Annotated in this window: 15 protein-coding genes; 6 read left to right on the forward strand and 9 right to left on the reverse strand. The window is 69.2% G+C overall.

What is annotated here, in order from left to right; genetic code table 11:
- Positions 1 to 94: 94 nt before the first annotated feature.
- Positions 95 to 502: a hypothetical protein gene (locus tag VFK57_18025; protein ID HET7697618.1), complete on the forward strand. Its 408-nt coding sequence runs from the start codon at positions 95 to 97 to the stop codon at positions 500 to 502.
- Between the two features lie 27 nt (positions 503 to 529).
- A complete protein-coding gene (locus VFK57_18030) occupies positions 530 to 3181 on the forward strand; it encodes a PAS domain S-box protein (GenBank protein HET7697619.1) in 2652 nt (883 codons plus the stop codon).
- Positions 3182 to 3208: 27 nt separating this feature from the next.
- Here VFK57_18030 and VFK57_18035 read toward each other — a convergent pair whose 3' ends face one another.
- The gene (locus VFK57_18035) at positions 3209 to 3733 is read right to left on the reverse strand and encodes a hypothetical protein (protein ID HET7697620.1); all 525 of its coding nucleotides are present in this window, start codon (positions 3731 to 3733) and stop codon (positions 3209 to 3211) included.
- 237 nt (positions 3734 to 3970) lie between these two features.
- On the opposite strand from VFK57_18035, the gene VFK57_18040 reads away from it, so the two are divergent.
- From VFK57_18040 to VFK57_18055, 4 genes are all read left to right on the forward strand, one after another.
- Positions 3971 to 4810 carry an OmpA family protein gene (locus VFK57_18040; GenBank protein HET7697621.1) on the forward strand — a complete coding sequence of 280 codons (840 nt, stop codon included), beginning with the start codon at positions 3971 to 3973 and terminating at the stop codon, positions 4808 to 4810.
- A gap of 104 nt (positions 4811 to 4914) precedes the next feature.
- On the forward strand, positions 4915 to 7971 hold the full coding sequence (locus VFK57_18045; protein HET7697622.1) for a protein kinase: 3057 nt from the start codon (positions 4915 to 4917) through the stop codon (positions 7969 to 7971).
- Between the two features lie 103 nt (positions 7972 to 8074).
- On the forward strand, positions 8075 to 10720 hold the full coding sequence (locus VFK57_18050) for a protein kinase (protein HET7697623.1): 2646 nt from the start codon (positions 8075 to 8077) through the stop codon (positions 10718 to 10720).
- A gap of 39 nt (positions 10721 to 10759) precedes the next feature.
- Entirely contained in the window at positions 10760 to 12529 is a 1770-nt protein-coding gene (locus VFK57_18055; GenBank protein HET7697624.1) for a S8 family serine peptidase, read from the forward strand.
- 152 nt (positions 12530 to 12681) lie between these two features.
- Here the strand turns inward: VFK57_18055 and VFK57_18060 are convergent, their stop codons facing one another.
- Genes VFK57_18060 through VFK57_18095 form a run of 8 tightly spaced genes read right to left on the reverse strand, consistent with a single transcriptional unit; the run spans position 12682 to position 25428 of the window.
- Positions 12682 to 13638, reverse strand: a complete 957-nt coding sequence (locus tag VFK57_18060; protein HET7697625.1) for an MBL fold metallo-hydrolase — start codon at positions 13636 to 13638, stop codon at positions 12682 to 12684.
- A gap of 39 nt (positions 13639 to 13677) precedes the next feature.
- Positions 13678 to 14913 (reverse strand): serine hydrolase domain-containing protein, encoded by a 1236-nt coding sequence (locus VFK57_18065; GenBank protein ID HET7697626.1) that lies wholly within the window; start codon positions 14911 to 14913, stop codon positions 13678 to 13680.
- A gap of 5 nt (positions 14914 to 14918) precedes the next feature.
- Positions 14919 to 16775, reverse strand: a complete 1857-nt coding sequence (locus tag VFK57_18070; GenBank protein ID HET7697627.1) for a pyrroloquinoline quinone-dependent dehydrogenase — start codon at positions 16773 to 16775, stop codon at positions 14919 to 14921.
- Position 16776: 1 nt separating this feature from the next.
- On the reverse strand, positions 16777 to 18117 hold the full coding sequence (locus VFK57_18075; GenBank protein ID HET7697628.1) for a Gfo/Idh/MocA family oxidoreductase: 1341 nt from the start codon (positions 18115 to 18117) through the stop codon (positions 16777 to 16779).
- Entirely contained in the window at positions 18114 to 19922 is a 1809-nt protein-coding gene (locus tag VFK57_18080) for an amidohydrolase (GenBank protein HET7697629.1), read from the reverse strand. Before VFK57_18080 ends, VFK57_18075 begins: the two co-directional genes overlap by 4 nt.
- Positions 19910 to 20989 carry a hypothetical protein gene (locus VFK57_18085; protein HET7697630.1) on the reverse strand — a complete coding sequence of 360 codons (1080 nt, stop codon included), beginning with the start codon at positions 20987 to 20989 and terminating at the stop codon, positions 19910 to 19912. Before VFK57_18085 ends, VFK57_18080 begins: the two co-directional genes overlap by 13 nt.
- Positions 20976 to 22016, reverse strand: coding sequence for an NAD-dependent epimerase/dehydratase family protein (locus VFK57_18090; GenBank protein HET7697631.1), 1041 nt, complete (start codon positions 22014 to 22016; stop codon positions 20976 to 20978). The genes VFK57_18085 and VFK57_18090 overlap by 14 nt, the downstream gene beginning before the upstream one ends.
- A gap of 16 nt (positions 22017 to 22032) precedes the next feature.
- Positions 22033 to 25428 (reverse strand): TonB-dependent receptor, encoded by a 3396-nt coding sequence (locus VFK57_18095; GenBank protein ID HET7697632.1) that lies wholly within the window; start codon positions 25426 to 25428, stop codon positions 22033 to 22035.
- Positions 25429 to 25528: the final 100 nt, after the last annotated feature.

Raw genomic sequence — 25528 nt, forward strand, 5'->3', positions numbered from 1 at the left:
CGGGAGCGATGATGGGAGGGCGAGGCGCGTGGCGCGATTTCAGAGAGCCACGGTCACGCGAGCGTTCCGACACTCCGGAGCGCACTGTGGACCATTGGGCCGGCTGACGTCGTACACCGGCTGCCTCGTCACTTCCGTCGTCCGCGCCGGCGTCGTCACGCGAATGATGACGGTCGCGGGCGTGAAATCGGAGAAGGACACGAAACAGGTGCCGGTCGCCGAGGTGCAGGTCGAGCTTCTCGACGAGCCATCAGGAGCGCTGACGACAACCGTCACCGGACTCTGCGCCGGCGCACCGGTCACCTCCACGAGCAGGCCCGTACAGCCGATCAGCGTGCAGCTTGGCCCGACGGCGCCGCACCCCGAGGCCACGGCGCCGGCGAGCAGCAGCGCGATCGCCGAAACTGTGCGAGGGATCGTCACGGGTCGAATTCTAGCAGGTCGTTGCGGGCCGTGGTGTATCGCAGCCGTCGCGGTGTGGCGCAGCGATCGGCGCGATTGACCTGAAGTACAATCCTGTCACGCAGCCATGGGCGTGGAACTCTCCCCGGCGCGGCCCATCCTTCGTTTCCCTCCGGCGACGACGGCGGTGCTGACCGCGCTCGTGTGCCTGGGGATCGCGTTGGGGCTGCGGTACGTGCTGAACGAGACGATCGGCAGTGCGCTGCCCTTCGTCACCGTGTTCGCCGCCACCGCCGCGGCGCAGTGGCATGGCGGCCGGCATGCCGCGATTGCGGTCGCGCTGCTCGGCCTCGTCGGATGCGTGCTGATGCTGCCGACCGTCGACGGCCGGACCCGCGTGGACGAAGTGGGCGGCGTGCTCGGCATCGGCGCGTTCCTGTTCACCAGCGCCGTCATCATCGGATTCGGCGACGTCGCCCGCGCCGCCCAGATCGCCGCGCAGCACCGCAGCGCCACGCTGCGCGTCACGCTGCACAGCATCGGCGACGGGGTGATCACCACGGACACCCGCGGGCGCGTCACCGGCCTCAACGCGGTCGCGGAGTCGCTGACCGGCTGGACGCATGCCGACGCGGTCGGGCAGCCGCTCGACGCGGTGTTCCGGATCGTCAACGAGCACACCCGCCGGGCGGTCGAGAACCCGGCCGCCAGGGCGCTCCGTGAAGGCATCGTCGTCGGGCTCGCCAATCACACCCTGCTGGTCCGCCGCGACGGCGTCGAGCAGCCCATCGACGACAGCGCCGCGCCGATCCGGGACGCGGACGGCCAGGTCTCGGGCTGCGTGCTGGTGTTCAGGGACGTCACGCCGCAGCGCCAGATGGAGCGCGAACGCGCCGGTCAGCTGCAGACCGCGCGCACGCTCGCCGCGATTGTCGACTCCTCCGACGACGCGATCATCCGCAAGCGGCTCGATGGAACGATCGAAACCTGGAATGCCGGCGCGGAGCGGGTGTTCGGTCACCGCGCGGCCGAGGCGATCGGCAGACACATCTCGCTGGTGATTCCGCCCGAGCGCATGGCGGAAGAGGAACAGATCCTCGCGACGCTCAAAGCGGGACGGCGGGTCAGCCACTTCGAAACCGAGCGGATCCGCGCCGACGGCTCGCGGATCTGGGTGTCGTTGACGATCTCGCCGATTGCCGACGAGACGGGTGCGATCGTGGCCGCCTCGAAGATCGTCCGCGACGTCACCGCGCGCGTCAACGCCGAAGCGGAGCGCGAGCGGTTCGTCAAGCTGGTGGAGAACAGCCAGGACTTCATCGGGCTGTGCGATCTGCAGGGCGTGCCGTTCTTCGTCAATCGCGCCGGGCTGGAGATGGTGGGCCTGGAGAGCCTCGACCAGGCCAGGCACACGCCGGTGGCGGAGTTCTTCTTCCCGGAGGATCGAGCGCGCGTCCTCGACGAGTTCTTCCCGCGCGTGCTGCGCGAGGGGCAGGGAGAAATCGAGATTCGGTTCCGGCACTTCAAGACCGGCGCGGCGCGCTGGATGGCGTACAAGGTCCTGACGCTCACCGATCGCAGCGGCGCGCCCACCGGCTTCGCGACCGTGAGCCAGGACGTCACCGAGCGGAAGGCCCGGGCGGACGAGCTGATCGAAGCCGATCGGCGCAAGAACGAGTTCCTGGCGATGCTGGCGCACGAGCTGCGAAACCCGCTGGCGCCGCTCAGCAACGCGGTTCAAGCGATCCAGCGGCGCCGGCCCGGCGACGAACACACGGTTGCGGTCGCCGCCGACATTCTCGATCGGCAGATCCGGCAGATGTCGCGTCTGGTCAACGACCTCCTCGACGCCAGCCGCATTTCCCGCGGGAAGATCGAGCTGCGCCGCGAGCGGGTCGCGCTGCGGCCGATCCTCGAAGAGGCGATTGAAACCGTCCGGCCGCTGGTGGCCAGGCTCGAACACACGCTGACCACCTCGCTGCCGCCCGAGGCGCTCTACGTCGACGGCGACGCCGGCCGCCTGTCGCAGGCGATCGGCAACCTGCTGGCCAACGCCGCCAAGTTCACCGACAAGGGTGGCCACATCTGGCTGTCGGCGGGGCGCGAGGGGGACGAGGCGGTGATTCGTGTCCGGGACAGCGGCATCGGGATCGCGCCTGAGCACCTTCGAATGCTGTTCGACATGTTCGTGCAGGTCGACACGGCGATTGAACGGTCGCGGGACGGACTCGGCATCGGACTGGCGCTGGTGAAGCGGCTAGTGGAGCTGCACGGCGGAACCGTCGACGCGCACAGCGCGGGACCCGGCCGCGGCAGCGAGTTCACGGTGCGGCTCGCGGCACTGCCGGCCGCCGCCGCAGGACCGGCGCCGGAGCGGCGGGCCCCGCCGGCGGTCGAGTCGATGGCGCGGCGCGTGCTGGTCGTGGACGACAGCGCCGACGCCGCCGCGTCGCTCGCGATGCTGCTGGAGTTCGAAGGCCACGAGACCTACAAGGCCCACGACGGCGCGGATGCGGTGCGGACCGCCGAGCGGGTACGGCCCGACATCGTGCTGATGGACATCGGCCTGCCGGTCCTCAACGGCTACCAGGCGTGTCGGCGCATCCGCGATCATGCGTGGGGCGCGTCGATCGTGATGGTCGCGATCACCGGCTGGGGGCAGGAGGAGGATCGCGAACAGTCACACGCCGCCGGCTTCGACCTGCATTTCGTCAAACCGGTGGATTACGAGGAACTGCTCCGCGTCGTCGGATCGGCGCATCCGCGCGCCTCGGCCTGACGCCCCCGCCCCTCGACAGCGGCGCGGCTATTTTCTCGAAGCACCGCCGAAGGCAATGCCCTGGGCGACGCGGAACTGCTCCGACCCCTGTTTACCAAAGGATTTGAACCACCGGGCATCCGTGCGCAGCGCCAGGTTGTCGCGCATTGGCATCTTCACGCCGCCGCCGGCATTCACCGTTGCCGCCAGCCGCGACTGGGTGCCGATCGGAGAACCGGCGGCGGAAAACACCGGCGCCCCGTACTGCGACAACCCGGCTCCGGCGGCGGCATACGGTGTCGCTCGCCCGACCCGCGGGAGAAACACCAAGAGACTGCTGCTGGTGCTCAGCGCGTGGATGCGCCCCTCGCCGCGGCGATATGCCGCGTCCGTCTCGAGACCGAGCGTCGACGTGACGGGGAACGTCACCGCGGCGCCGACGGGGGACGCCCCGGCGGACCCGAGCCCCACATACGGCGTGACTTCGACGCCGCGCGCGTCCTGCGCCGCCGCCGGCAGTGCGGCAACAGCGAACGCGACGACTGCGAAGACAGTGGATCGGTAGACGCGCATCGACACCTCCTCAGCCGCTTGGACTGCGGCCGTCGGGCATTAAGACCGCCGAACGCCGGTCCTGGTCTTGATGACGCCGACCGTGGCTCGGTGATTTCATCTTTGTCGCTCGACTGCCGACCTCGTCAGCGCTTCCGCGGCGCAGCCGGAACGACTTCGCCAAGTTGGCGGAAATAGAGCACTTGCGAGGAGCGCCCGGAGGGCACGCCGGCTGCAAGGCAGCCGCCCATGTCCAGAATGGCGCGTCTATTCCCCGTTGGGGCCCTGATCGCGATCGCCCTGTGCGTCCCGGCCACATCGGCGGCGCAGGGGCGGATTCCTGCCCACGTTCGCGTGCTGACCAAGTCCGAGCGGATCATGCGCTGGCTTGGACCTCAGACCGACGTGATCCTCGTCGTCGATCAAGGCACGACGCTCGAGGTCCTCGATTTCGATCACGACAAGGGGTGGTACTGGGTCATTCTCCCGCCCGACCTGCACGGCACGCGCAAGGTCGGGTGGATTCGCGCGACCGCGGTCGAGCCGGCGGCGGCGCAGGCGTCCGACGCGGCGCAGCCGGCCCCGGACCTCGCCCCGCCCGCGCCTGCGAGCGAGCCGCAGCGTGACAGTGCTCCGGCGCAGGCGTCCGTGACACCGCCAACCGCCGCCCCGGCTCCGGCAGAGGAGAGAGTCACCATCAACGTCCGGCGCGACGCGCCGGCCGCGGGCGGCAGCGACGTCGCGGGCGCGAAAAAGTCCTACGCGTTCGAGGACGTGCACTTCGAGCGCGATCATTTTTCCATTCGCAGCGAGGACATCGAGAGACTGCGCGCCGCCGCGGCCGCGCTCAAAGCGGATCCGTCGCTGGTCGTGACGATCGAGGGGCACACCTGCAGTCTCGGCACGGGGTCGTACAACCTTGCGCTTGGTACCCGGCGCGCGAACGCGGTGAAGGACTATCTGGTCAGCGCGGGAGTGCCGGCCGAACGGCTGCTCACGGTGAGCCAGGGCGAGGGGCACGCCGAGTACGACAACTCGCGTGAAGAGACCCGGCGATTGAACCGCCGCGTCGCGCTCGTCCCCAGGATTCAGCGCTGATCGACCCTGCGGCAGTCGCGGCTCGCGCATTCGGTCTCTCACCGGGTGCCCGGCGGAGCAGCGTCGCCCGCCGTTGCGACCGCGCGTATACTCTCCCCAACCCTGTGGGACTGATCGGCCGCCGCCTCTCGCACTACGACATCGTCGATGAAATCAGCCGCGGCGGCATGGGCGTGGTCTATCGGGCCGTCGATGCCAACCTGGCGCGGGAGGTCGCGCTGAAGGTCCTGCCCGAGGACCTGCTCCACGATCCCGACCGCCGCGCCCGGCTGCTGCAGGAGGCGCGCGCCGCCTCCGCGCTCGAGCACCCCAACATCGCCGTCATCCACGAGGTCGGCGAAGGCGAGGGGGGCGTCACCTTCATCGCCATGGAGTTGATCCGCGGCGAGAAGCTGAGTGACGCCATCGCGCGCGGGCCGCTCGCGCCGCTGCGCGCGCTGACCCTGGCCACCGAGATGGCCGAAGGCCTCGCGCGCGCCCACGACAAGGGCATCGTCCATCGCGACCTCAAGCCGTCCAACGTGATGATTACCGAGGACGGTCACGCCAAGCTGATCGACTTCGGCCTCGCCAAACTCGTGGAGCAGACCGGCCACGACGCCGCGACGGCAAGCGTGAAGGGGCCGCGCACCGGCGCCGGGGTCGTGCTCGGCACGGCGGCCTACATGTCGCCGGAGCAGGCGCGCGGCGCCTCCGTCGATGGCCGCAGCGACATCTTCGCCCTCGGCGTGACGCTCTACGAGATGATCGCCGGGCGGCCGGCGTTCCAGGGGCAGTCGAGCCTGGATACGATGCAGGCCATCCTCACCCAGCCGGTGCCGCCGCTGCCCGCGCTGGCGGGGCTGCGGGCTGACATCGGCGCCGACCTCCAGCGGATCATCGCCAAGTGCACGGCCAAGGATCCGGCGGATCGATTCCAGGGCGTGAAAGACGTCGTGGTCGATCTTCGTGCGGCGCGCCGGCAGCTCGAGTCCGCGGCGACACCCGCGCTGGCGTCCCCCGCCGCCACGCCGGCGGTCAACGCCGCGCCGCCAGGTGCCAGGACACGGGCCGGCGCCATCAAGCTGGCCGCCGTGGCATCCGTGGCGGTGGCGGGGATCGCGGCGTTCATCTGGTGGGGCCAGCGGGCGCCGCAGCCGGCGGCCCACGCGTCCGGCAAGCCGGCGGTCGCGGTCCTGTACTTCGACAACAACACCGGCGACGCCTCGCTCGACTGGATGCGCGTCGGCCTCACCGACATGATCGTGACGGATCTGTCGCAGTCGGTCGACGTGGAGGTGCTCGGCACGGACCGGCTCGTCCAGATTCTGCAGCAGCTCAAACGCGCCGACGATCGGGTGATCTCGGCCGACGTCGTCGACGAGATCGCGCGGCGCGCGGGCGTGGATCAGGTGGTCGTCGGCAGCTACGTGCGGGCCGGCGACACGATCCGGATCAGCGCGAGGCTGCAGGACGCCCGTACCGGCCGGATCGTCCGCGCCGAGCGTGTCGAAGGCACCGGCGAGTCGAGCCTGTTCTCGCTGGTCGACGAGCTCACGCGGCGGTTCAAGACGGCGCTCGCGACGCTCGGCGTCGCGCGGGCCGAGCCGCTGTTCAGGGCGCCCGGCGAGGCGCCGGCGGAGACGCTCGACCTCGGCCTGAAGGATGTGACGACCTCGTCGATCGAGGCGTACCGGCAGTATGCCGACGGGATCAACTTTCACGAGCGCGGCCTGTCGGACCAGGCCATTCCGCTGCTGGAAAAGGCCATCGCGATCGATCCCACGTTCGCCATGGCCCACGCGAAGCTGGCGGTCGTGAACGGCAACCTGAACGTACTGGACAAGCGGGACGCGCACGCGCAGCGCGCGCTGGAGCTGTCGGCGCGCCTGACCACGCGCGAACGCTATTACATCGAGGGCTATTACTACGGCACCCGTCCGGAGACGATCGGCCGCAGCATCGAGGCGTACCGACAGTTGTTGAAGCTGCACCCGGAGCATCACGCCGCGCGGCACAATCTCGCCGCGCATTTCTTCGACCTGGAGCGATATCGGGAAGGGATCGAGCAGTCCGAAGAGCTGCTGCGGCGGGGCAGCTCCACCCCGACCACCCACCAGAACCTCGCCTTGATGCTGATCGAGACCGGCAACGTCGCCCGGGCCAGGCAGATCGCCGAGGACTTCGTCCGCCGGTACCCCGACAGCGCGCTCGGACAGCAGATGCTGGGCGTGACGCTCGCCGCCGACGGACAACTCGACGACGCGCGGCGGGCGTACGAGCGCGCCCTGGCCCTGAGCCCCACACTGGTCCCCGCAATGCTGGGCAAACGGGCGGTGGCGGTGCTGCAGGAGCGCTGGGCCGACGCCGCCGCCGTGAACGCAGAACTGAGCGGCGCGCGAACGCCGTTCGCGCAGTTCGCAGGGCTGACCAACACGGCCCAGCTCTCGCTCCTGCGGGGACGCGGGCAGGCGGCACTGGCGGATCTGGAGCGCGCGACACGCATCGTGGGACTGCCGTCGACGCAGCGCTCGATCTCGCGAAACCGGATGGTGGAGCTGCTGCTGCGCCAGGGGAAGGCCGCATCGGCCGCAGCGCAGGCGGAGCTGGCGGCCGCCGATGCGCGCAATCGCAACACGGAATTCGAGTCGCTCCAACTCCTCGCGATCGCCCGGGCGGCGGCGGGCCGGCCGGCGGACGCCGAGCAGACCGTCGCGCTGCTCGAGACGCGTGCCCGCGTCCTTCCGGACAGCGTCAGGGAAATCCGGCGGGTCCACTGGGCGCGTGGAGAGATGGCCATGCTGCGCGGCGACGCCGCCGCCGCCGTCGAGGAACTCGGCAAGGCGGTGGCGATGCTGCCGCCGCGCGGCGCGCCGGCGCCGCCGCCCTCTTCGCATCCGGATCTGCTGCTGGCGGCGGCCGCGGCAAACATCAAGGCGGCGCGCGACGCCGAGGCCGCGGCGCTGCTCGAGCGCCTCCAGTCCGGCCAGGAGCGCCTGTTCCGCCTGGACACGTTCGTGCGCAGCCTCTTCCTGCTCGGACAGATTTACGAGCGGCGCGGCGATACCGCCCGCGCGCGCGTGCAGTACGAGCGCTTCCTCGGCTTCTGGCGCGGCGGCGATCTCGAGCCGGGCTGGGTGGCTGCCGCGGACGCGAAGCTGAAAGCCATGGCGCCACGCTGACCGTCCCGGCGCAGAACGCTCGAGAGCGCCGCGAACGCCCACGACCGCCGGGAAGCGGAACGCGGCCGATTCCTGCGACAAGGTAGAATCCCACCACTCTCACATGCCCCTGACTTTCGGCGCGCGCCTCGGGCCGTACGAAGTCGGCCATCTGATCGGTGCGGGAGGGATGGGAGAGGTGTATCGTGCGCGCGACACCGGCCTTCGGCGCGATGTCGCCCTCAAGCTGCTGCCGGACATCTTCGCGGCCGACCCGGATCGCGTCATGCGGTTTCGCCGGGAGGCGCAGACCCTCGCCGCGCTGAACCATCCCCATATCGCGCAGATCTTCGGCGTCATCGAGCAGCCCCCCGCGCTCGTGATGGAGTTCGTTGACGCGCCGGATCTCTCGCAGCGGCTGGCCGCGGGCCCCATGCCGATCGAAGAGGCGCTCCCGGTGGCGCGTCAGTTGGCCGAAGCGCTCGAGGCGGCGCACGAACAAGGGATCGTCCACCGCGATCTCAAGCCGGGCAACATCAAGGTCGGCGATGACGGGTCGGTGAAGGTCCTCGATTTCGGCCTCGCCAAGGCGCTCGACTCGAGGGCGGCCGACGCCGCATCCTCCGGTGCCGCCGGACTGGACGACTCCCCGACGATCACCTCCCCCGCGCTGACGCAGTTGGGCATCGTTCTCGGCACCGCCGGCTACATGGCTCCGGAGCAGGCGAAGGGAAAAGCGGTCGACAAGCGCGCAGACATCTGGGCCTTCGGGGCCGTGGTCTACGAGATGCTGTCGGGGCGGCCGCTCTTCGCGGCTGAAACGCCGTCCGAGACGATCGCCGCGGTTCTCCGCGCCGACATCGACCTGCGGCGGCTGCCGCCGGCAACGCCGCCAGCCGTCCGCGACCTGATCGCCCGGTGCCTCGAACGAGATCCGAAGCTGCGGCTTCGGGATATCGGCGAGGCGCGGATTCTCCTGTCGGCCGCGGCCGGCGACCAGCCTGCACGCGTCCGGCGGACGGGCCTCCTGCATGCGAAGGCACTCCGCTGGGCGGTCGCCGGCGCGCTCGCCGGCGGCGTGCTCGTGTGGCTGCTGACATCCGGACGCGCGACGGAGCCGCCCCGCGGCCTGCCGGAAATCGTCCTGCGGCGGCTGACGGAACTGCCCGGCGCCGAACTGCAGCCCGACATCTCGCCCGACGGCCGGCAGGTCGTTTATGCAAGCGCCGCTCGCGGCAATCTCGATCTGTTCCTGCTGCGCGTCGGCGGTGCGAGAGCGATCAACCTGACGGCCGACTCGCCGGCGGACGATCACCAGGCGGCGATCTCGCCGGACGGCGAGCGCATCGCCTTCCGCTCCGAGCGCGACAGCGGCGGGATATTTCTCATGGGCGCAACCGGAGAGTCCGTCCGCCGTGTCACGACCGCCGGGTTCGATCCGGCGTGGTCGCCCGACGCACGCTCGCTGGCCTATGCCACCGAGGGGGTGCTCGATCCGTACTCGCGCAACATCAGATCGCAGCTGTGGACGGCGGAGGTCGCGACCGGCAGAGTGAGCAAGGTGATCGACGGTGATGCGGTGCAGCCCGCGTGGTCACCCGACGGCGGCCGGATCGCGTATTGGGCGAACACTGGCGGCCAGCGCGACATCTGGACCGTCGACATCCGGGGCGCCGCGCCGGTGGCCGTCACGCACGACGCGGCGACGGACTGGTCGCCGGAGTGGTCGCCCGACGGCCGCTGGCTGTATTTCTCCAGCGACCGCAGCGGCAGCATGAACGTCTGGCGCGTCGGGATCGATCAGCGCACGGGTGTGCCGCGCGGCGCGCCGCAGGCGATCACCAGCAGCCTGACAGGCGTCGCCTACGCACGCGCCGCCGCCGATGACCGCCGGCTGTCGGTCATGGCGTACAGCCGCAGTTTCGAACTGTCGCTGGCGCCGGTCGACGCCGCCGCGGAGGTGCACGTCCGGCCCGCGCCGGTCGTGCGAAGCCCGTCGCTCGGGTGGTGCTCGCCGGCGCCACAGGCAGACTGGCTGGCCTGCACCGGCCGCACCGGCAACGAAGACATCTACCTGATGCGCCCCGATGGTTCCGAGACCATTCGCTTGATGGATGACGCCGCGAAGGACCGCAACCCGGCGTGGTCGCCCGACGGAGATCGCATCGGGTTCATGTCGACCCGCACCGGCGAGTGGGAGCTGTGGTCGGTCCGTCGCGACGGATCGGATCTGCGGCAGATGACCGACCTGCATTCGGACATCTACGAAGCCATCTGGGCGCCGGACAGGCGCCGCGCGGCAACGGCCGTGAGCACGCGGCCGCCGTTTGGCACCTGGATCTTCGACCTCGCGTCCGCCGCGACGCCCCAGTCGGCAACGTTCGTGAAGAACCCGCTGCCCGAGACCTTCAACGCGGAGGCATGGTCGCCCGACGGGAAGCTGATTGCCGGCTCGATTCTCGACGGCAGCGGCGTGCCGCACACGGCGGCGGTGCTCGATCCGGCCACCGGTCGCGCGCGGGTCTTTGCCGTGCCAGGCCCCAAGTACCAGTTCGGATCGGCCGTCGCCGGATGGCTGGGGGATTCGCGCCGGTTCCTCTTCATGTCAGGGACGGGCCTCGCGCTGGTCGATGCGATCGCCGGCACCTGGACACCGGTCCCGGTGCCGCTGTCCGGCGGCACGCGCTACCGGCTCACCCGCGACGCGCGATCGCTGCTGATCGAGCGCTCGGTGCTCGACGCGGACATCTGGCTGGTGGAAATCAAGTGACCCTGCAATAATGCCCCCCTTCATTCGACAGGGGGGGTTATGAGCAAGCTCCGTGCGCTCGGATCGTGTCTGGCCGCCGCGATCGTGGTCACGACGGTGCAGGCTTCCTCGGGTCCGCGCGTCCGGCCGGCCGATGGCATCGGCGCCGGGCTGCAGGCGGCGTTCGCGGCGCAGGAGGAAGTCACCTACCTCATTGTCATGAAGGAGCAGGGCGTTGCCGCGGGCGCTGCCGACAGCGCCCTCGACCGTGACACGCGCGGCTGGATGGTGTATCGCGCGCTGAAGGATGCCGCCGATCGCTCGCAGGCGCCGGTACTGGCGCTGCTCGCCGGCGAGCGCGCCGCCGGCCGCGTCCGCCAGGTCCGCCCATTCTTCAGCGTCAACGCGATCGCCGTCGTCGCCCGCGCGCTCCCGCCCGCGGCAATCGCCAACCACCCGGCGGTCGACTACATCGTGCCGTCGAGCGTCATCACCGTCCCCCCGCTCGAACAGGGCACCGCCGCGGCGCAGGTGAACGCCATCGAGTGGAACATCGCAAAGGTCCGCGCGCCGGAGGTGTGGGCGTCCGGCTTCAGAGGACAGGGGATCGTCGTCGCCCACATCGACACCGGCGCGCGCTTCGATCACCCGGCGCTCGTCGGAAAGTACCGCGGCAACCAGGGCAACGGCGCGTTCGACCACAACTACAACTGGTTCGATCCGCCACACGGATGCGGCAACCCGAGCCTCGCGCCGTGCGATCTGAACGGCCACGGTACCGCCACCATGGGCACGATGCTCGGCGACGACGGCGCGGGCAATCAGATTGGCATGGCGCCCGACGCGCGCTGGATCGCCTGCGACGCGCTGCCGAGCGGCAGCGGCACCACGGTCTCGCTGATCGCGTGCGGCGACTGGATGCTCGCGCCCACCGATCTGAGCGGTCAGAACCCCGATCCCGCCAGGCGGCCGGATGTCATCAACAACTCGTGGGGAAATAGTGGCGGCGACACGTTCTTCCAGACGATTCTGCAGAACTGGCGGACGGCCGGCATCTTCCCGGCGTTCGCCAACGGCAACAATGGACCGACGTGCCTCTCGTCCGGGTCGCCGGGCGACAATCCCGAGGCGTTTTCGGCGGGGGCGACCGACATCAACGACGCCCTCGCGTCGTTCAGCGCCCGCGGACCGTCGACGCTGTCGTTCGGCATCAAGCCCGACGTGTCGGCGCCGGGCGTGAACATCCGCTCCAGCGCTCGGACCGGCGGCTACGGGGCATTCACCGGGACGTCGATGGCCTCGCCGCACGTCGCGGGTCTGGTCGCGCTGCTCTGGTCGAAGTTCCCGAACCTGCGCGGCGACGTCGCCGGGACGGAGTCGATGATCCGTCCGGCGGCATTGATGATCAACGCGGGGGGCTGCGGCATCGGCCCGGAAGATCAACCGAATAACCTGTACGGGTGGGGCCGCATCGACGCGCGCCGCGCGGTGCAGGCGTTCCCCATCCACACCGATCGGTCGGTCTACAGGCCGGGCCACACCTTGACTGTGTCGGTGTCGCTCCTCAATCGCCTGCCGGCGCCGCAGAGCGTCGATCTCTATGTCGGCGTTCAGGGCCCCAGCGGACCCGCCGTGCTGATCTCGATGTTCACCACGACGATGGCGGCCAACCAGAAGACGCTCAACGTGCCGTTGTTCAACCACACCTGGACGTTGATCGATCCGGCCGGCCCGTACACGTTCTTCTCGATCATGACGGCGCGCGGCGTCAGTCCGGCGAACCCGGCGAACTGGTTGAGTGTCGACGCCGCCCCGGTGACGAAGTTCTAGGAGGACGGCTTACTCGGCCCGCAGCGCCTCGACCGGATGCATCCGCCGCGGCCGCGGCCGCGAGCGAGCACCACGGCTGCATAGGTCGGTGGATCGACGGGCTCGACCTCGAACGCGGAGACGCACGGCGCGGCGCGACCGTGGAGCTCGTCTTACTTGTTGGCTCGACGCACCGTGACATTGCTGCCGATGTCGATCGCCATCAGGTCCTCGCCGGCTTCGAGCGGACCCGAGTACGATTTCCGCGCCGGCGTGATGAGATCCGCATCCGAGATATGCGCGTAGACGGCAAGCTTCGGCTTCACGCGGGCGAACACGACGCCGGCCTCTTCGGCCGTGATGTGATGCGCGACGATGTTGTCGATCTCGGCTTGCGTCGCGGCCAGCCTGCTGAGCCGCGCGCGCACTTCCAGGGGATCGATGGCCTCGTGGATCAACAGGTCGACGCCCTTCGCGTGCTTTATCAGGTTCTCGGAGAACCGCGTGTCCCCTGACATGGCGACCGATCGTCCGCGGTAGTCGACACGGTATCCGAACGCGGGCTCGATCGGGCGGTGATCGACGTAGAACGCGGTGACCGCCACGCCTCCCTCTTCGAAGATCACGCCCTCCTTGATGTCGGTGCTCGACACCTCGATGCCTTCCTTGACGAACTTCTCGTCGACGTCGCGCCGGATCCGGATATCGAAGTCGAACGCCTTCACGAGGTGCGCCATCATTTCTTTCGTGCCCGCAGGGCCCCACACCCGAAGGGGTGTCCTGCGCCCCTGTGCGCCCCATCCCGTCAGGTACAGGTCCGGCAGTCCGATGATGTGATCGGAATGCAGGTGCGTCAGGAAGACGTTTCGCACCTGCCCCAGACGGATCCCGAGTTGTGCGAGACGGATGCTGGCGCCGCGGCCGCAGTCGAAGAGCAGCGTCTGGCCGCCGGCCTCGACGAGAATGCTCGGTCCGAAGCGCTTCGGGTTCGGGTTCGGCCCGCCGCCGGAGCCGAGCAACGTCACGGTGATCTCAGGGTTGGCGGCATCGTTCCGCTGCGCCAGGGCACCCGCACCCATGACGGTGACGGCGAGAAGAACGCCCGCACTGATCTTGTATGGCACTGGCATACCTGACAGCATTGATCGATTTCAGTGCGTCCGAGGACGCTACCTCTCCGCCGAGACCCGCGTGGCGATCTGCAACGCCACGTTCGCCACGGCGTTCCTCGAGTCCTGACCGCCGCCGAGGTTCGTGAACGCGCCCACGGCAACGTCCCGCGACGCCTGAATCGTGGCATACGCGACGTAGGCGCCATAGCTGCCGACGTGCTCGTGCGACTCGACACCGGCTCGCGGCATGACCGACCATCCCATCGCAAATCCCATCGACGGATCGATCGGCGCCCCTCTGCTGTGAAGCTGCTGAATCGTCGTGGCCTTCAGCACGTCATCGCGGCCTCTCAGACCGCGCAAGTGGAGCTGGAGAAAACGGCCGTAGTCCTGCGGGGAGAGCGATACGTCGCCGGCTGGCTCGATCGCGAGCGGTGTCGTGTAGACCGCGTCGGCGGGGGACACCTCGACGACCGTGCCGAGAATGGTTCGCGTGTGCCCCCACGGCTGCGGCGTGGCCGCGAGTCCGGGATTCCCGAATGCCGCGTGGCCTCCGAGGCGCGCGAACACCAGCTCCTGGACGAGCTGCCGGTACGGCGCGCCGCCGATCCGCTCGGCGATGGCACCGGCGATGGCGCCGCCGGCATTCGAGTATTCGTGCCTGGTCCCCGGCTCGAACCGCAACGGCTCGGCCAGCACGCGCTCCAGGAATGCGTATCGTTGTTCCGCGGGCGTGCCCTTCAGAGCCAGCATCGACTGCAGCGACTCTCTGGTGCGATACGGCGGCACGCCGCTGCTGTGCGTCAGCAGTTGACGCACGCTCACCTGCCGGTAGCCCGGCTGCATCTTCGCCGCCAGCTCGGGAAACGCCTGGCCGATCGTCGTCTCCAGCGTCAGCCGATGCTGGTCGGCGAGCGCTCCGATCACCGTTCCGGTGACGCCCTTGGTCAGCGACCCGAGGTGCATCAGGTCCGCTGGCGTGATCGGATCGCCCTTGCCGATCCGCCGTTCGCCGCTCACCAGAACCCGCGGCCGGCCATCGCTCCGGACGACGACAACGGCGAGAGCGGGCAGCCGCTGCGTCACTCGCGCCTCGTCGACGAAACCCTGCAGCTCCCCTGATCGTTGGAGCTGTTCCGGCTGCGGCGCCGCCACAGCACTGCAGGCGAACAGGATCACCGCGATCGCCGCGGTGTCCAACAACTGTTTCGCCTGCCACGGCCCCGACGAGCCACAGCGCAAGACGAAGCCCCACCTCGACACCCGTGAGATCGAGTTCGCCACGCGCGGCATGATCGTCACTTCAAGGTAAACGCGACCAGCGCGTCGGCATGGGTCGAGCTCAGATATCCGCCGCCCCCGGCGGCGATCGCGACGAACTGCGTGCCGCTGCGCGGACCCAGGTACGTCATCGGCGTCGCATGCCCGCTCGCCGGCAGCGCAGCCTCCCAGAGCACCGCGCCGGTGCGGGCGTCGAACGCACGCATGCGGGCGTCGTTCGAGCCGGCGATGAACACCAGCCCGCCGGCCGTGACGATCGCGCCGCCGAGATTCGGCGTCCCCGTGTCCTTCATCCCTTTCGCGGCCAGGGCCTCCACCATCCCGAGCGGCACGCGCCAGGCGATCGATCCGTCGTGGAGGTTCACCGCGTTGAGCGTGCCCCATGGCGGCTTCTGACACGGCCATCGCCGCTCGTCCCAGAACCTCGCGTACTCACCACGCGGCAGGTCGCTTCCACGCCGGTACCCGCCGGACGCGAGCTTCCGCATTTCGCCTACCGCGCCGAGCTCGTTGACGTTCACGAACAGGTAGCCGCTGCCTGGATCGAAGGCGGCGCCCGACCAGCTCGCCCCCCCGAGGTTCCCGGGAAACACGAGCGTCAGCTTCTCTCCATGCGGCGTGAACAGCCCGCCGCTGACGACGCGGTCGAACAGGGCCTCGCAGTACTGCCGCGCCTCCGGTGTGACATCGGAGAGGTCGTCGCGTGTCAGCGGCGCGATCCGCGCCAGCGCGGGCGGCTTGAGGGGAAATGGCTGCGTCGGCCACGCGGCCTCGCCGGGGACGGTGCTTGCCGCCACCGGCCGCTCCTCGATCGGAAACAGCGGCCGCCCCGTCTCGCGTTCGAGCAGGTAGACGAATCCTGTCTTCGACACCTGTGCCACGGCATCGACGCGACGTCCGTCATGCTCGACGGAGACGAGCACGGGCTGCGCCGGGACATCGAAGTCCCAGAGATCGTGGTGCACGGTCTGGAAATGCCAGCGCAGCCGGCCGGTGGCGGCGTCGAGCGCGACGATGCTGCTCGCGTAGAGGTTCTGACCGCGGCGATCGCCGCCATAGAAATCGTACGAGGCGGATCCGATCGGCAGGAACACCAGGCCGCGGACGTCGTCGACGGCCATCATCGACCACACGTTGGCGCCGGTGCGGCCTCGCCATGCGCCGGCCTCCCACGTGTCGTGCCCGGGTTCGCCGGGCCGCGGAATGGTGTGAAACTCCCACACCTGCCGCCCGGTGCGTGCGTCGAACGCCCGCACGTCGCCGGACGGACCGGACGCCGGAAACTCCGGCGCGGCAGATCCGACGATCACCAGGTGCTTGAAGACGGCCGGTGGAGATCGCAGGCTCAAGCGGGCATCGAGCTGAATCTGTCCCCGATCGCCGAACGCCGCTCTGGGCCTGCCGGTCGACGCGTCGAGCGCGATCAGCCGTCCGTCGTGCGTGCCGACGAAGATGCGGCGATCGCGGCCCGCTTCCCAGTAGGCGACGCCGCGGTGTCTGGGAGCGCCTTGCGCCGCCGTCAGCCTGGGATCGAAGGTCCACCGCTCGGCGCCGCTCTCCGCATCGAGCGCGATCACGCGCCCGCGCGGCGATGTGAAATACAGCAGGTCGCCGATCATCAACGGCGTCGACTCGAACGCCGGCCCCTCGCGCCCGGGCGCAGCGGCGGGCTCGCCGTGATGGTAGACCCATGCCTGGGCGAGCCGGGACACGTTGTCGCGCCTGACCTGATCGAGTGGTGAATACCGGGATCCGCCGGGATCGTATCCATACGATCGCCATTCGCCGGTCCGGGTGCGGGCGCGTCCGTCGAGACAGGTGCACAGCAGGAGGATCGCCAGTGCGGCGCGCGCGCAACGACTGCGGTCGAGCATCCTAGGGCCGCTCCGGCAGCAGATACGGCGCGCGGTAGGTCCGGCCGAGAAGCGCGTCCGCCTCTTCGTCGCCCACGAAGCGCTCCTTCGTGCCGTCGAAGGTCACCGATCGCCGCAGGCGGCAGGAGATGTTTCCGAGGTGGCACAGCGCCGTCGACAGATGACCGTCCGCGATCGTGGCCCCGAGGTTCTGCGGCTGGCGCGTCCGTATGCAACCGATGAAGTTCTCGAAGTGCGCCTGACCGGCGTCGGGTTCCTTTTCGACGGTCAGCTTGGGGCCGGGTTCATTCTTACGGCCGAAGTAGACCTGCGCGCCGTCGTCGCCGACCCTCATCCATCCCTTCGAGCCGAAAATGAAGATGCCCTGTGCTTCGGGCGGACCGCTGTACCAGTTCCGCACCTCGCACTGCAGCTGGGTCCCATCCGCGTACTGCCAGCTGGCCTGCTGTGTGTTCGGTGTGACCTGATCGGTTGGCGCGCCAGCCTCGTGCAGGCCGCCCATCGAGTGGGCGGTGCGGGGATGCTCGTCCTTGCCAAGCAGCCATCGCGCCGCATCGATCGAATGCACGCCGGTATTCCCCAGATCGCTGGTGCCGTATTCCCAGAACCAGTGCCAGTGGTAGTGGAAATGGTTGGCGTTGAACGGACGCGCGGGCGCCGGTCCGAGCCACCGATCGTAGTGAACCCCCGGAGGTACCGGACCGTTCGTCGCGACGCCGATCGGATCCCGGTAGCGATACATGATGGTCTTGCCGCCATAGAGCGTTCCCAGACCGCCTTCGCGGACGAACTGAACGGCTCTGGCAAGCGCCGCGCTGCTGCGCCGCTGCGTTCCCACCGCCACCACGCGGCCGTACCGCCTGGCGGCCTCGATCATCCGGCGGCCTTCGACGAGGTTGTGGCTGACGGGTTTCTCGACGTAGACGTCCTTGCCCGCCTGACAGGCCCAGATGGTCATCAGCGCGTGCCAGTGATCGGGAGCCGCAATCGTCACGGCATCGACCTCGCGGTTGTCGAGGATCCGCCGGAAGTCCGTTTCCGTCTTCGGATCTCCGCCCCACTTTCCCCTGACGAACGACAACGAGTCTCCGAAATGCCGCTCGTCCACGTCCACGACGTGGGTGATGCGGACGTTGGGAATCGCGGCGAGATGCTGGTAGTGATCCTGGCCGCGGCCGCGCGCGGTCCACGTCGGGTGTCCCTTGTTGTCGCCGCGCAGGCCGATGATGGCGACGTTGATCGTCTCGTTGGGACTCTTCTGCCCGCGTGCCCGCGCGGGGAACGCCGCCGCGAACCCCACGGTCGCGGCCGCGGTTTTCGACAGGAACACGCGACGATTCATGGCAGTTTTTCCTTTTCGAACACGACGTGTCCGCCGATTACGGTGAGGTCCGCGCGGATCGTCCGCAGCCGCTCGGCGGGCACGGTCAAGAGATGGTCGTCGAGGATGACGAAGTCACCCAGCTTGCCGACCTCGATCGACCCGCGATCCTTCTCGTCGAAGCTGAACCTCGCCGCGGCGCTCGTCATCATCCGCAGCGCCTCCTGTCGCGACACGGTCTCGCCGGGGCCGAGCACGCGGCCCGATTCAGTGCGTCGGGTGACCGCCGAATAGATGGTGAGCAACGGGTTGAACGGATTCATCGCGTCGTTGGCGTCGAGCCCGAACATGTGGTCGGTATTGATTGCGACCTCGACGCCGGCCTGTCGCCACGTGTTCAAGCCGATGAACCGCGCGAGCCGGTCGGCGCCGAGCGCTGCCGCCAGCGCGTCACCGTCCTTGTAGTGCCACGCCGGCTGTGTGTCAACCAGCACGCCCAGTCGAGCCGCGCGCGCGGCCGACTCCCGGTTGACGAAGTACCCGTGGATCACGGTGTGGCGGCGGTCCGCACCCGGCGTCGCTTTCTGCGCCGCTTCGATGCCGTCGAGGACGACGTCAACGCCGGCATCGCCGGTCACGTGCGCCACCATCTGCCAGCCGCGGCGGTGAATGACCGCGATGGCGGCGGCAATCTGCTCCGGCGTGAGCGTCAGGAACCCGCGATCGTCGGGATTGGCGATCGCGTACAACGCGCGGCCGCCGGGGCCGAACGGCTTGCGCATGAACGACGTGCCGATCAGGATCCCGCCGTCCGCGACCAGCTTCAGCGGACCCGTCTTCAGCCAGTCGTCTCCCTCGCCGAGCTTGAACGGCAGCCCATCGATGAAGCGCTCCACGCTTGCCGCGGCGGTCGCGTCCGGGACGCGAATCGTGACCGTCGCCCGGACGTGCAGACGTCCGGCCTGCTTCAGCGCGCGATAGGTCTCGAGCCCTGGCAGCGTGGCGCCGCGCTCGATCACGCTGGTGATCCCGACGGCCAGGTATTGCCGATGTACCCGCTCGAGCGTCTCCAGCGGGATTCCGCCGGATGCCGGCCGGAATCGCGCGATCAGCCCGCCCGCGTTCCGCAGGAGACCGGTCGGGTCGCCGGCCGCGTCCTTCACGATCGCGCCACCCGCAGGGTCGGCGGAGTCGCGCGTGATCCCCGCCGCCCGGAGCGCCGCGCTGTTCAGGGCGAACGCGTAGGCGGCGTCCACGACGACGGGGTGATCGGGCGCCGCCGCATCCAGTTCCTGACGCGTCGGAAACCGGCGCTCGCGCAGCCGCGTCGGAAACACCCGGGGCGTCCAGATCCAGCCCGCGGGCCGGCGCCGCGCTTCCGTGCGCACCCAGTCCTGCAGTTCCGGAATCGATCGAAGATTCACGAACGGTTGCATCGCCTCTGCGCTCGCGACGTCGAGCGCGTGCACGTGCGTGTCGATGAAGCCGGGCACCACGGTTCGTCCTCGCCCGTCGATGACGCGCGTCGCGGATCCGACGAGCGTGCGTACGTCGTCGTTCGTGCCGACCGCCGCGAATCGCCCGCCGCGCACGGCCAGCGCCGCCGCCGTGCGGAACGCGCTGTCGACGGTGAGAATCCGGGCGTTGGTCAGGACCAGATCGGCGGGGGTGACGCCGTCGCCAGGGCTTTGGCGCCCAAGGACGCCTTCGCCACGGGTCTGGCGCCCAGGCGCCGGCGGCCGCGCCGGTGTCGCCGCGAACGCCGCGATCAGCGCCAGCGCGGCAAGGGCGCGCGGTCCATGCCCCGCGAGTGTCATGACAGCCATCGGTGCAGGTGCTCCTGCACGAACCCGTCGTCGGTCAGGTGCGGGTACCGGGCGAGCACGCGATCGATCTCGTCCATCTGGCCGGGACTCAGATCCTCGTTCGGATCGAGGCACCACCGCCCGGCGAGCAGCCCTTGCCGCCGCAGCACTTCGTGCAGGCCGGGGATGCATCCGGCGAACCGATGCGCGGAATCGAACAGCGCGGCGTTGGCATCCGTCAGCTCGGCGCCGAGCGCCAGCAGCCGCAGCGGCTCGCCGCCGGCCTCGCCCGCGGCGCCGGTCGTGACGGCACGGCAGCGCGCCAGCAGTTCGACCGCCCGCTTCGTCCAGACCGCCCACTGCCCGAGCAGGCCTCCTGAGAAATGCAGCGGGCGCTCGGCGATCCTGCCGGGGAACGGCGTCAGCAGGTCGACCACGATCGCATCGTCATTGCCGGTGTAGAGCGCCACGTCATCGCGGCCGCTGTCGGCAAGTGCGGCGAGGACGTCGATCGTGCGGTAGCGATCGAACGGGGCCACCTTGACCGCCACCACCCCTTCGATCTCGAAGAACCCCCGCCAGAACGTCCGGTCCAGCGCGCGGCCGCCGACGGCGGGCTGCAGATAGAAGCCGAACACCGGCAGGACGTCGGCGACACGCCGGCAGTGCGCGAGCAGCTCGCGGTTGCCGGCATCACGAAACGCCGCAAGACTGAGCAGACCCGCATCGTAGCCGAGCGCGGCCGCCATCTCCGCTTCGCGCACCGCTTGCGGCGTCGTGCCGACCACCCCGGCGATCATCACCGGCCGCGATCGCGACCCGCACCACGCGGACGCCGTCCGCGCCGCCAGCGCCAGCACCGGCTCGAACAGATCGTGCGCCGGATCCCGGATGGCGAACTGCGTCGTGTGGACGCCGACGGCGATGCCGCCCGCGCCGGCATCGCAGTAATACCGTGTGAGCGCGGCCTGGCGGCGCTCGTCGAGCGTTCGCCTCTCCGTCAGCGCCAGCGGATGCGCGGGAATGACCAGCCCGCGCCGCAGCTCGTGGCGCAGCTTCGTCCTGTCGGCGGAATCAGTAGCGGCCATCGGTCACTTCGAAGTGCGTCGGCTTGTTCAGCGATGTGCCTCCGTGTGCGACCCAGCGGGCCACCCACTGCCGCAGCAGCGGCAGCGGCACGTCCGGGTCGCCGAGCAGAGCGCGACAGCGGCTCGCATCACTGAGCAGCGCCACCGGGCCTTCGGTGTTCACGAAGACTGGCGGGCGGCCGAAGGTGGATCCGAACCACTCGGCGGTGTCTCTGACGGAAATGCGCTCCGCGCCCGTCACGTTGAGAATCTCGGGCGGCGAGGAGCAGAGCTCGAGGCTGCGCAGGGCGTAGCTGTTGGCATCTCCCTGCCAGATCGCGTTGAAGAACCCCATCGTCAGATCCACCGCGTCGCCGGTGATCACCTTGCGGGCGATGTCCACGAGCGTGCCGTAGCGGAGGTCGACGGCGTAGTTGAGCCGGAAGATGAGCGCCCGCAGCCGGCGCTCGCGGGACACGAACTCGATCACCCGCTCGCGTCCGAGACAGGATTGCGCGTATTCGCCGGCGGGCGACGGCGGATCCGCTTCGCGCGAACCCGGACCCTCGACCCGCACCAGCGGGTAGACGTTGCCGGTCGAGAACACGACCATGCGCGACGGCGCGAATTGCTCGGCGACGCGCGCGGGCACGACCGTGTTCGTGGCCCACGTGAGGTCCGAGCGATCGAGGGTGCCGAACTTCCGGCCGGCGAGAAACAGGACGTTCTCCGCCGCGGGCAGCGCCGCGACGTGATCCGTGTTCAGGAGGTCGCAGGCGATGGTGTGAATGCCCTCTGCCTCGAGGCTGGCGCGGACGGCGGGCGTCGAGAATCGCGACGCCGCCAGAACGCGCCGGCGCACGCCGGCGCGGCGGATTGCGCGATGGATGCGCCGTGCCAGCGACGGCCCCATCTTGCCCGACGCGCCGATGACGAGGACGTCGCCGTCGAGCCGCCGTACGCACTCGACGTCCGCGTCGGACGGCTGAGCGAGGAGATCCTCGAGCTGCGCTTCATCGCGGACGTCGGCCGGAAAAGGGACCCGCAGCGCCCGCGCTCCTGCCCTAAAACCGCAGCCGCAGACCCAGCCGCACCACCCGGCCGACTGAAAAGCCCTCGGTGCTGCCCACGGTGTCGGCGTCGAGTACTGCCGTGTTGCCGTTCGCGGCCACGCCGTTGATCAGATAGTCGGTCAGGTCCATGAACCCGCCGGTGCCCAGCCCCACGGCGAACTGCGGGTGATTGAACGCGTTGTCGAGCAGCACGGTGAAGTCGGCGGTGACGGCGCGCGCACGCACGAGATTCTTGTAGAACGCCAGGTTCACGATCCACGTGCCGGGCCCCTTGACGCTGCCCTTCTTCGCGTTGCCGAGCGTGCCGGGGGCCGGCAGCGTGAACTTCGTCAGGTCGTAGAACTGCGTGCGGCTGCCTCCGGTGTTGGGATTGCCGGTGACGTCGGGACGCCACGCCTCGCCGAACTGTCCGACGCCGTCCAGGGTGCGCCCGGTGTTCGCCGGATAGATGCCGCCGGTGTCGCCGTAGGTGAAGTACGGCGTCAGGTTCGGTCCGCTGCGCGCCTGGAAGATCGTGGAGACAGTCCACCCGCCGGCGATCGCATCGGCCCATCGCGGCAGCTCGCTGCCGAACGCACGGCCGCGCCCGAACGGAATCTCCCACGTGCTGTTCATCACCACACGATGCTTGACCACGTTGGGATCCGGTCCGCGATCCTTCTCGATATCGTAGGGATCGTACTGGACGACGCCGATGGTGCTGTTGCCGCTGTCGGGCGCGTTGCTGTCGGACCCCGCCAGCGTATAGGCGGCGTTCACCGCCAGGCCGCCGCTGAAGCGGCGCTGCAGCTCCAGCTGGAGCGCGTTGAACTGCCCTTCGCCGCGGTTCTCGGTGATGTCCATGAACGTGCCGTAGATCGGAAACGGCAGCCGCGCTCTCGCCGCCGGGTCGCTGTCGACGTTGCCGAGCGGCACGGCGCTGGCCTGCACCGTGTTGTAGTCGCGGTGGACGAGCAGCTTCTTCATCGTCGATCCGATGTAGCTGACGCGGGCGCCGAGTCCGCCCGGCAGCTCGCGCTCCAGCGTCAGGTTGTACTGGTAGATGTCGGGCAGCTCGAGATCCAGCTGCAGACCCTGATTGCCGAACCCGAGCGACTCGGTCCGCGTGCCGGACGAAAAGCCCTGCTGCAGCCGCGGACGGCTGAACCTGATCGTGTATCGGAACGGGTTGCGCGACATGATGTCGCGCGCTCCCTGCGCCGCGCCGGTCGGATGGAAGATGCCGAAGCCGCCGCGCAGCACCGTCTTGTTGCTGTCGTCCAGGCGCTGGGCGAAACCGAGGCGCGGGCTGATGTTGTTCCGGTCGGTCCGGATCAAGCCGCGGCCGACATCGAACTGGTCCGAGGTCAGCGTGCGGCCGAGACGTACCGCGCCCGGAGGCAGCAGGGCCGCGATCGCGGAATTCGGCACCATGTGATGGCCGCCGTCGGTCGGGACGAAGTTCGCGTAGATGTCGTTCTTGTCGACGAACACCCCGATCACTTCGTACCGCAGCCCCAGGAACAGCGTCAGCCGCGGGGTCAGCTTCACGTCGTCCTGCGCGAAGATCGCCCAGTCATTCGAGAACGTGTCCATCGGCTGGTCGCCGCGGGTGTTGCGCTGCTCGCGAACCTCGTTCGGCAGTCCGAGGAGGAAGTCGGCGAAGGCGTTGCCGGTCGCGAATCCCGAGAAGGCGTATGCCCCCTTGGACTCGTTGGCACCGGTCGAGTAGCCGTCTTTCGCATAGTTGCGGCTGAAGATGCCGCCGAACTTCATCGAGTGGCGTCCTTTCAGCCAGGTGGAGGTGCTGCTGAACGACAACGACGATTGATCGAGATCGCGGAAGGTGTTCTGCCGCTGGTCGCGGATGTCGGACGGCCGATTCGTCCCGGAGAACAGGAACGACGGGAAGCCAGGCGCGCCCGCCGCCAGCGGTGGAATCTCGAGCTGGAACTGGGCGCCCAGCGCGCCGGCGACGAAGCGGCTCTTGCGGTTGCGCGTGTCCCTGCTGTAGCCGCCGCGAAATTCGCTGACCAGCGCGCCCGACCAGATCCGCGTCCATCCGCCCGCGAACGTCGTCGCCTTGGATTGACGATCCAGCAGACCGAGATTCGTCAGTCCGCCGCCGCCATTGCCGCCGGTGCTCTCGAAGGTGAAGGCGTCGGGATCGCGCCGCTGCCAGCTGAGCCGGCCGAAGAGCGAATCGCGCCCGGAGAGCTCGTGATCGAGGCGCACGTCCGCTCGATCGCGATCGCGGTTCAGCGGCAGGATCTGGCGAAAGGCGCCGTAACCACCGGCGGCCAGGTTCGGCTGGTTCGGCGCCGGATAGAAGAAATCGACGATGCGACGCGCGGCGGGATCGATTCGATCCGCGGGGATGCGGTTGCCCGGGAACTGCGTCCCGGTGAGCGGATCGCGGACGACGAACGTGTTCGCGGAGAAATCGCCGTTGCGCATGAGCGCGGTCGGCACGATCGCCTGTGCCCCGCCGCCGAGCGCCTTCAGTTTGCTGCCTTCGTAATTGGCGAAGAAGAACGTTCGATTGCGCGCGACCGGGCCGCCCAGGCTGACGCCGTACCGGTAGTCGTGGGTGTCGGCGTTGGGATCGCTGCGCGAGACGTTGTTGAGCGCTTGCGCGTAAGTGCGGGCGTTGAGCTCGTTCGAGTTGTAATCGTAGAAGGCGGTGGCGCGATAGCGGTTGGCGCCGCGTTTAGTCGACACGATGACGCCGGCCAGGCCGCCGTACTCGGCACTGTAGGAGTTCGAGAGCACCTGCACTTCCTGAATCGCATCGAGGCCGGGCGCCGCGTTGGAGAGCTCGCCGAAGATCCCGGCGCTCGACGGCTGGCCGTCCTGGATGTACGACGCGCCGTAGGTGCGGCCGCCGAGAAACTGAATGCCGTCGAAGCCGCCGACTACGTTCGGATTGAGCGTGAGGAAGTCCTGGATGTCGCGGCTGTTGCGCGGCAGATCGCGCAGCTGCTGCTCGTCGAGCCCGCGGGCGATGGCCTGGCTCTCGATGGTGATGTTGGTCCCGCCGGCAGTCACGGTCACGACATCTTCGAGATTGCCGATCGCAAGGCCCAGATCGATCAGCGCGACCGACGCCGCACGGAGGACCACCCCGGTCCGGCGCGCCTGGCGGAACCCGGTCAACGTCGCGGTCACCGTGTAGGTGCCGGGACGCAGATTGGGAATCTCGAACAGTCCCTGCGCGTCGGTGTGCGCCTCGCGCGTGACGCCCGTCGCCTCGTCGGTGACCACGACCGTCGCGCCCGGCACGACCTGCTGCTGCGGATCGAAGACCGTGCCTCGCACAGTACCGAGCGTGGTCTGGGCCGCTGCCGGGATGCCCATGAGCACCAGCAGACAGACAGCCCGGCCGGCGGCGTGACGAAGGCTGAACATCGTTCCTCCCGCGTTTGACCCAAAAACCGCCCCTCTTGTAGTGACTTTCACCGCACGATGTCAACGAACATCAACGGCTGAGGTTCAGGTGTTCTCGCCG

It is taken from the genome of Vicinamibacterales bacterium (assembly GCA_035699745.1).
In the GTDB taxonomy this organism is placed as follows: domain Bacteria; phylum Acidobacteriota; class Vicinamibacteria; order Vicinamibacterales; family 2-12-FULL-66-21; genus JAICSD01.

Coding starts and splice junctions, on each gene's coding strand:
- VFK57_18030 (HET7697619.1), top strand. CDS start 530: ATGGGCGTGGAACTCTCCCCGGCGCGGCCCATCCTTCGTTTCCCTCCG.
- VFK57_18035 (HET7697620.1), bottom strand. CDS start 3,733: ATGCGCGTCTACCGATCCACTGTCTTCGCAGTCGTCGCGTTCGCTGTT.
- VFK57_18040 (HET7697621.1), top strand. CDS start 3,971: ATGGCGCGTCTATTCCCCGTTGGGGCCCTGATCGCGATCGCCCTGTGC.
- VFK57_18050 (HET7697623.1), top strand. CDS start 8,075: ATGCCCCTGACTTTCGGCGCGCGCCTCGGGCCGTACGAAGTCGGCCAT.
- VFK57_18055 (HET7697624.1), top strand. CDS start 10,760: ATGAGCAAGCTCCGTGCGCTCGGATCGTGTCTGGCCGCCGCGATCGTG.
- VFK57_18060 (HET7697625.1), bottom strand. CDS start 13,638: ATGCCAGTGCCATACAAGATCAGTGCGGGCGTTCTTCTCGCCGTCACC.
- VFK57_18065 (HET7697626.1), bottom strand. CDS start 14,913: ATGCCGCGCGTGGCGAACTCGATCTCACGGGTGTCGAGGTGGGGCTTC.
- VFK57_18070 (HET7697627.1), bottom strand. CDS start 16,775: ATGCTCGACCGCAGTCGTTGCGCGCGCGCCGCACTGGCGATCCTCCTG.
- VFK57_18075 (HET7697628.1), bottom strand. CDS start 18,117: ATGAATCGTCGCGTGTTCCTGTCGAAAACCGCGGCCGCGACCGTGGGG.
- VFK57_18080 (HET7697629.1), bottom strand. CDS start 19,922: ATGGCTGTCATGACACTCGCGGGGCATGGACCGCGCGCCCTTGCCGCG.
- VFK57_18085 (HET7697630.1), bottom strand. CDS start 20,989: ATGGCCGCTACTGATTCCGCCGACAGGACGAAGCTGCGCCACGAGCTG.
- VFK57_18095 (HET7697632.1), bottom strand. CDS start 25,428: ATGTTCAGCCTTCGTCACGCCGCCGGCCGGGCTGTCTGTCTGCTGGTG.